The sequence below is a fragment of the Pseudoalteromonas sp. bablab_jr010 genome, from assembly GCF_016464105.1.
Lineage (GTDB): Bacteria > Pseudomonadota > Gammaproteobacteria > Enterobacterales > Alteromonadaceae > Pseudoalteromonas > Pseudoalteromonas simplex.
In genome coordinates this window covers 1-8715 of sequence record NZ_JACDWV010000178.1, presented here as the reverse complement: position 1 = coordinate 8715, position 8715 = coordinate 1, and the positions used below count along the sequence as shown (strand labels likewise).

2 protein-coding genes and 2 pseudogenes are annotated in these 8715 nt (G+C 40.3%); all 4 read left to right on the top strand.

What is annotated here, in order from left to right; all coding sequences use genetic code 11:
- Positions 1 to 83, top strand: a pseudogene (locus JIG37_RS18275) (elongation factor Tu); the annotation flags it as partial.
- 135 nt (positions 84 to 218) lie between these two features.
- Positions 219 to 299, top strand: a pseudogene (locus tag JIG37_RS18270) (elongation factor Tu); the annotation flags it as partial.
- Positions 300 to 712: 413 nt separating this feature from the next.
- Positions 713 to 4702: a two-component regulator propeller domain-containing protein gene (locus tag JIG37_RS18265; protein ID WP_199530016.1), complete on the top strand. Its 3990-nt coding sequence runs from the start codon at positions 713 to 715 to the stop codon at positions 4700 to 4702.
- A 290-nt stretch (positions 4703 to 4992) separates the two neighbouring features.
- Entirely contained in the window at positions 4993 to 8490 is a 3498-nt protein-coding gene (locus JIG37_RS18260) for a hypothetical protein (RefSeq protein WP_199530015.1), read from the top strand.
- Positions 8491 to 8715 lie beyond the last annotated feature (225 nt).

Here is an 8715-nt window from a genome sequence, read left to right as displayed (position 1 = left end):
CGATGGACGAAGGTTTACGCTTCGCTATCCGTGAAGGTGGCCGTACAGTTGGTGCTGGTGTTGTTGCAACTATCGTTGAGTAATCAACTATAGTGATGCATTAAGCATTAAGAAAAACCCGAGCTTAGTCTCGGGTTTTTTATGGGTGAAAAAAGCTACCAGCTTTAAGTTTTAAGCAGTTTAGAGTGAAAGGCTAATCTGCCGCCTTCAAATTCCCAATGGACGAAGGTTTACGCTTCGCTATCCGTGAAGGTGGCCGTACAGTTGGTGCTGGTGTTGTTGCAACTATCGTTGAGTAATATCAACAGATAGAGCTTCACAGCTTATAAAAAGGTCGCCTAGGCGGCCTTTTTTAATGCCTGTAGAAAAGCTATCAGCTTTCAGACGTCAGATTAGAACGGTGGGGCTGTTTAGTGTGGTGTTTAGCTCAGCATTTGCCCTGTTCATTCTTCGGGTAGGTTGGTTTGAGCGCAGCGAAACCCAACACAATCCATGTAAACCTTTTCTTTGGTAAACCCAAACCACCATAAAACACTCCCAAGGTTATGCTTGACCTATAACCTAGAGCCTTTACCCTCGCTAACTCACATCTAAATCCAACCCCTTGATATCTATCTTGGTTATTCATCCCTAAATTGGGAAATGATTATGAATGTTAGCTGAACTGAACTACGCTTGATTAATAACTAATAATAAATGTGTAGATTTAGGGATGATCCGTTTTTTAATAGCGCTGTTAGCACTTCTGTTCTTACCTTCAGCTTGGTCTGCATTTCATAATTACGATATTGAGGATGGATTATCGCAAAGTGTTGTGTTCGATATTGTGCAAGATCAGCAAGGTTTTATGTGGTTTTCGACGCAGGCAGGTTTAAACCGTTATGATGGCAATAAGTTTACCGTATTCACAGCCTCTGATGAGACAAATAGCCTAGCAAATAACTATATCTATCCATTGGCACTTGATAGCGAATCACAGCTGTTTATAGGTACGCGAAATAGTGGTGTAAACCAACTTGCATTACATAATTATCAATTTTCTGAGCCACTCTTAAAAGAGCGTCGCATCACCAGTTTATTGGTAGCGCAACAGCACGTTTATATTGGTACATACGACGGTAGCCTGTTTCGTTACGATAAGCGAACACAGCAACTTGAAAGGCTAATAACAGACTTAAAAAAGCCTATTTATGCGCTATCAAAAATTGCCGACATCCTTTGGATTGGTACCCATGGAGCTGGGTTACTTCATTATGATCTTATTAATAAACAACAAATTAATACTATTTTTTCTGGCTTTGCTGAGCCAATAGATATTCATGCCAGTATCTTTGCTATCAAACAGGCAGCTGATGGCAGTATTTGGTTGGCAAGTCAGGGTGGTGGCTTATACAAGATTGAGTTAAGCACTAAAACAATGACGCAGTGGCTTACCTCTAATGATGGCGGTGTTGGGCTTAGCAGTAATGAAATTCGTGATATTGAGTTTGATAGCCAAGGCCAAGTTTGGCTGGCAACGCGAGGTGGCGGGATTAATGTTTACGATCCAATTAATGCAAGCTTCACCGTTTTAGCACATGACCCATTTGATAAATATAGTCTTGCTCATAACCGGGTCTATAGTATCTACCGAGACAGTAGCGACATTATGTGGTTTGGTACTGCCAATGGGATCAGTAAGCTCGACCCAGCATCATTGCAATTTAGTAAGTTAAAAAAGCCAGCGCCACTTTCAAGTAACGATGCGTGGGCGCTATTTGAAGACTCAAAGCAACGTATTTGGTATGGCAGCTGGGGTGGCGGTATCGATATTCTTGAGCAGCAATTAAATCGTTTAGAGCGCATAACCACCGAAAGTTCACCGTATTCAATTAGTAGCAATGCAATTAAAGCCATTGCCGAAGATCGTAATGGCGATATATGGATTGGCAGTTGGCAGCAAGGGATTGATGTTTTGCATACCGATGGCAGCATCAGTCACTTTCGAGCAGGTGAAGGCGAGCATGGCTTAACTGAGAACAGTATATATGCTCTTTTAGTCGATGAGAAAAATAATGTCTGGGTTGGCACGAATGGTGGAGGGCTGTTTTGTTTTGATAGACAGCGTGGCAAATTTATTAGTTTTGCACAGCCTGTAGCGAATACACAACTTATAATTCCGACTGCGCGGGTGACGAGTTTATATAAAAGCTCGCAAGCAGAGCTGTGGATAGGCACAGATGGTGATGGGGCTTATCATTACAATGCTGCAACCGATACCCTCACTAATTATCGCAAAGGCGACTTGGCTTTATCTGATAATACAGTGCGTGCGTTTTTAGAAATTGACCAGCAAATGTGGCTCGCAACGTCGAACGGCTTAAATATTATTGATTTGAGCAACCAGCACGTGCATCAATTTAATGTCAATCAAGGCCTTCCTAATCAAGTCGTTTATGCATTGTTAAAAGACAATGAAGATTGGGTTTGGCTCAGTACCAACAACGGCCTCGCTAAAATAGATCCTGCAACCATGAGCATTAAAAACTATAAAGCTCGCCATGGCTTACAAGGTAATGAATTTAATGCCGGTGCTTATTTAAAAACCCGTGATGGCCGCTTGATGTTTGGTGGCACACAGGGGGTGAGTGTCATTAATCCTGATGACCTTGAATTCAATGTTATTGGTGGTCAGTTAGCGCTTACTAGCTTGCAATTTGATGATGAGGATGTGGTAAACGAAGGAGTCAGTCGTTTAGGCAGTTTATACCAAATAGAAAAAAGCCGTTCAGTGACCATTCCTGCGGGTATTAAACGGGTTCACTTTCAGATTAGCTACCTACATTACTCTGAGCCGCAAACTAACCAATACTCCTATCAGTTAGCAGGCTTTGAACAGCAATGGCGCAAAACTACAGGGCCCTTTTTATCAGTTGATTACACTAATCTTCCTGCTGGTAAATATCAGTTGAAAGTTAATGCTAGTAGTGAAAGCGGGGCAAATGTGCTCACTCCATTACTGTTAAACATAACCGTTCTTGCTCCTTGGTGGCAAACTAGTGAGTTTTATCTGTTAGCGGCTATGCTGATTTTGGCGATGGTCTGGCTATTCACTGTGCTTTGGACTCGCCGGATACGCAAACAAAAATATTATCTGGAGCAAATTGTTAGTGAGCGTACCGACGAAATCGCAGAGCAAAAAACGCTCATCGAACAGCAAGCTGAAGCTCTGAGTGATTCACTCGAAAATAAAGTACGCTTCTTCACGCATGCATCTCATGAATTACGTACTCCTTTGAGTTTGTTGATTGCGCCGTTGCAAAAGCTAATAGCTGATGAGCGAATTACTGAAAAGCGTGAGCAGCTGAATTTGGTATTGCGAAATAGCCGGCGTTTAGAAAATTTGGTTGATAAGCTATTAACGCTGACTCGTTATGATGAGCGCCATGAAGAGATTATAAAAGTTGTGTCACTATCGGCAATTGCCAGAGAGGTCGCAGGGCAGTTTGCTGTTTTAGGTGAAAAGCCTATCGACTTTAAGGTCGATATTGAAGAAGCCGTATTTATCGAAAGCACCCGAGAAGGGGTGATCACGATTCTTACCAACCTTTTAAGCAATGCATTTAAATATACTCAGCAAGGTCAAGTCGGCTTAACCGTAAGCGTATCAGGTGAGCTTGCCAACATAGAAGTAACAGACACAGGTAAAGGTATCGCAGACGCTGAAAAAGGCAAAGTATTTGATACTTTCTACAGAGTGAGTAGTCATGCAAATGTAGAAGGTAGTGGCGTTGGCCTAGCCATCGTTAAGCGTTTGGTTGATAAGTACAAAGGCACGCTTGTGCTGGCAAGTCGCTTAGGGGAAGGAACTAGTTTTAAACTTTCATTTCAAGCAACGCAATTTGCTGCTCATGCTTCTGCTGCAAGTATCAGTTCAAAATCAAATGAAGTGCAGAATAAAGCCAGTGTATTAATTATTGAAGACAACGATGAGTTACGCCATTACCTTAAATCTGAGTTACAACACCGCTACCAAGTTTTATTAGCGCAAGATGGTCAAGTTGGATTGCAAATAGCTTTGAGCCAAGTGCCAGATTTAATCATCACTGATTTAATGATGCCTAAAGTTGATGGCTTTACAGTGTTAGATTCATTACATAACTCGCCCGTTACATGCCATATCCCAGTAATTATTTTGACCGCAAAGGGCGATTATGAAACTCGAGTGAGTAGTTTGCAGCAACACGCGCTAGATGTGATCACTAAACCATTCGATAGAGAAGAGCTATTTTTAAAAATTGAGAACTGGCTAGGCTGGGTAGCTCAATATGCACAACAATCGAAATCTGAAAAGTCGCCACATAAAGCTCAGCAAAAAACGGCCTTTTCACTCGATCCGAGAGACAAAAAGCTGCTTGAAAAGTTAGCTGAATATGTTGCTGAGCATTTTCATCAGCAGGGCTTTTCTATGCTTGAATGTGCGAAGCACTTAGCATTGAGTGAGCGTCAATTCCAAAGAAAGTTAAAAGTATTGTTAAATATCACACCAAGTGAATATCTTCGCGAATATAGATTGCAAAGAGCTGCTGAGTTGTTACAGCAGGGTCGCCAAGTAAGTCTAGTTATAGATGATGTTGGTTTTTCTTCACGTTCGTATTTTTCTAAGTTTTTCAAAGAAAAATATGGTGTGACGGCAAAAGAATATCAATGTCAAAAACTTTAACCTACTGTTTTTTAATTACATGTCGTATTTGAGTACATTTTTGTCGGCATTCAGTACACACAATTTGAATAACTCATCTACCATAAAATCTTAATGAAAAATGAACGGGAAAACATGCTTCGAAGTACTCAAATTGACGGGCAAACATAAAGTCTAATTTATGGTTAAAAGAGTGATCGAGCGCTGACCTTGTTCATACGTTTATTAAGATTTGCTTCCTTTGAGATTGGCAACTGCTCTGCAGTTGCCTCTTTTTAGTGAGCTATACCGCAATCAATGTAAGGATTAACATGATGAGCCCTCCAAATTTCAGGTCTATGAATTTTATAAAACAATTACTTTTCGCAGCCAGTATTATTAGCTTAACAGCTTGTGGTGGGAATAATAGCAATAACGAAGATGATACCCCTCCTGTTGCTGAAGAGAATAAAAGTCCAACAGTATCAATTAACAGTGACACAGAGTTATTAGAGGGAGAGGAGCTAGTTTTACAGGCGACAGCGACTGATAGTGACGGAAGTATTAGTCAATATGCTTGGACACAAGTATCTGGTCCTACCCTTGATCTTTCTGGTAGCGATACAAGCACCTTAACAATTACAGCACCTGCAGTTGAAGAAGATGCAGATATTGTTCTTGCTTTGACTGTAACAGATGATGACGATGCAACTGCAAGTGCAGAAGTTAATATAGCTCTGAAGCGCAAGGCACTAAAAATAACATTTGAAGGCATTGTAACTGATGAGCCAATTGTTAATTCTAGTGTTGTAGTTCACATTGGTGATGAACAGTTTGAAGTAACCGCGGATGCCCTGGGTCGTTTTAGCGTAGATATTGAAGTGGATGACTCTGATGCAAATGAATTAGTGAAGCTAGTCGCATATGGTAATAATTCAATCAATCCCGGTGTAGAGTTTGTCTCACAGCTAAAGTCAATTTCAACTTTGCTGGCGCAAGCAGGAGCTGATGGAAAGCTTAGTAAAGAGGATAATTTTGGCGTTAATGTAACTAATGTTACTACCGCAGAGTTTGCATTATTGACTCGTGATGGTGCTGATATCAACTCCGAAGAAGCACTCGATGATGCATTGTTAGCTGTTGATGCGGATGAGAAGTTACTTTTAGCATCATTAATTAAAATTATTGTTGATAACGAAAACTATGAACTTCCTGAAGGCGTCGAATCAACCTTAGACCTTGTATCAAATTCTGAGGATATTGATAACTTTGTTAATACCGTAGAGAGCCAAGAACCGGGTCTAATTGAATCGACAAAAGAAGAAATTAAAGAAGATGATGAACTTGTAGATCAGACCGTTACTAGTATTGTGGGTGAGTATATTTTAATGCAGCCGCAATACTATAGAGCATCAACTGCGCAGTTAGAGTTTAAGGCTGATGGAACTGGCTATGCTAGTTTGATTGATGTCGATACAAGCTTTAATTGGTCTCAGCAAGAGCAGGATATTACAATTAATTTAGCTGAGCCTGTACTTATAAACTGCTCATTTAGCAATGATGAAAATGATCAGCAGCAGGAGGTATGTGAGTATTTAGTTGAGTTAGATCTAATTATTCTCTTGGAAAATGATGCTAATAGAACTGTAGAGTTTTCTCGCAAAACTGAAACTCGTTTCAGTAACAGCGGTGAAGTGTATAACAGCTCTGAATCTAATTATAACGCCACCCTTATTGAACAACGACAAACACTTGCAGTGACAGCAGATGAGCTTATTGGTACTTGGGTTATTGATAATTTGAGCGAGTTTGGTGGGTATAGTAGTGCTGTAAGTATTGAGCTACTTTCTGGTGGAACTGGGACGCTCACTGATAACGATAAAACGCCTGTCAGTGTTACTTGGCAAGTCGATGAGAATCAACTACTTATAAGTAATAGCGCAGAAAGTATCAATTATGACATCGCAATTTGGTTAGTTAAAAATGTACAAGTTGGTTATCAATTTGCTGCATCACTCGAAGCTAAAACAGATGATAGCTCGCGAACAGTTACTGGTTTAATGGTGAAAGATAACCAGCTTTCATTTACTGAAGCAGATCTACTTGGTAAATGGACTGTGTACCAAGGTTATAACTCACCACAAACAGACCTTCATTACGACGTTTATGACGATGGTTTAATGAATTTTAATTTGAATCAAAACTTTCGTTCTTGGCAAGTAAGTAGTGATGGAGAATTCTTACGTTATAACTATTTTACAAGTAATGGCATTCAGCCAATCTGCCCTGAAGATGATGTTTGCCAAGTATATAGTGAGTTTTCTCAACGTCTGCTAGCAACCAATAACGGGCAAAACTTTACTTACCGTAAGTATCGCTTTTTTAATTATGACGGAACCGAACGCCCAGAGGATTACTCATCACATCTTCGTAACTTCTCAGTTTCTAAGGAATATGGCGTATCTAAATTTGCTCCCTACTGGTTAGAAGAAAACGCTAGCTATGATGAAAATGGTTATCCGATAAACGTTGGTTTTATTGAGCTTTATTCGCCAAGGGAACGTGGTGTTGAAACTATTAAAGTTGAGACAATCTATAACGATGAATTAGATGAATATAAACGTAGAATTAGCTTTTCATATCTTGGAGTTTTAACTGAATATGACTACAGCTTAGCCTCCGGCAAATTGATGTTTAATACATCGCAAGCAGAGGTTAGTGACTTTGATAGGTATTTCTTAACGGTTTGTGTTTATGCGCAGTCAGCGAGTTGTACTGAAGGTGATAAGCAAGCTTGGTTCTTTGATAAAGCGATGGCGGAAGCGCAGGTTGATATTGATCGCCCTGCAACAGAGCACCCGTTAGATGGCGCCTGGCAACTTGCCGATGAACCTGATGTTGCAGTGGTTTTACGTGATGGGAAGTGGATTCAGATTCAAGCAATGGCAGATGAAGGCGTTGATGATGCTCATCCGGGATTTGAGTTAGGCGATTTTACTTGGAATGAGAGTACAGGTGAGTTTGCTGTTGAACTAAGCGAAGATACCAATGGAAGTTTTGGGATTGACGATGCTGGCAGCATTATAGCGTCTGTCTCTGCAGATACACTTACTCTTGAAATTGAAGGGGAAGGTGATGTTGTACTAACACGTATTTATAGTCTGGGAAATCCACTAGTAGGTGCTTATTTCGATGGTTCGCTTGATGGTGACTTCTTTATGGGCATATTTAAAGAAGACGGTACTTTCTTAGAGCTTGCTCATGACACTGAAAATGATGAGCTGGGTATATCTGGAGGCTACTATAATTATGACATTGAGAATCAAAAAGTGTTTGTCGATTTCTATGAAAAAACATACGGTAGCCCAATAGAAGAAGCTGACCCGCACTTTATTGTTAAAGCACAAGGCAACTTTTTACAATTTAAAGATGGCGATGACTTCGGTGTAATGCAAAGAATTACGCGAGTTATTGAGCAAGATTCTTTTATTGAAGTCGACTTAATTGGTACACATATTTTCACCTATATGGCCGAGAGTGGTGGTGTTGAAACATCAAATATTGTCATTGCTGAAGATGGCAGCGCTTCATTCGAATTAGATGGTGAAGTTCGTAGTGCGTCTTGGGAGCTGCATTTAGGATCTTTAATGATGTTTAGTGAGGCTACCGAGAGTCAGAATTATGGTTATGGCGTGTTAATGACTCCTATCACAACCGTTGATGGAGGATTTAGCGTTGAAACTTTAGGTTTTGAAGTACCAGAAAGCTATAACGACGATGATGACCCTGCATTACATACATTTTTGTCAGGCAGCTTAATTAAGCAGTAATTTATACCCAAACCACCTCAAGATGCAGAATTCAGCGTTTCACAGGTGCTTAAAATCAAGGCGTTACTTTGCAAGAATGGCAGTCCCTTTTAAGAAGTAACAACGATGAGAGTAAGTGCCTGCGAAGCGCCCAAAGGGTTGGTTTAAAAGCGATTTATACTGCGTTATTGATTTTAACAATAGAACCACTATTACTTGCAATCAATGCCTTGCCTAAATCGCTTT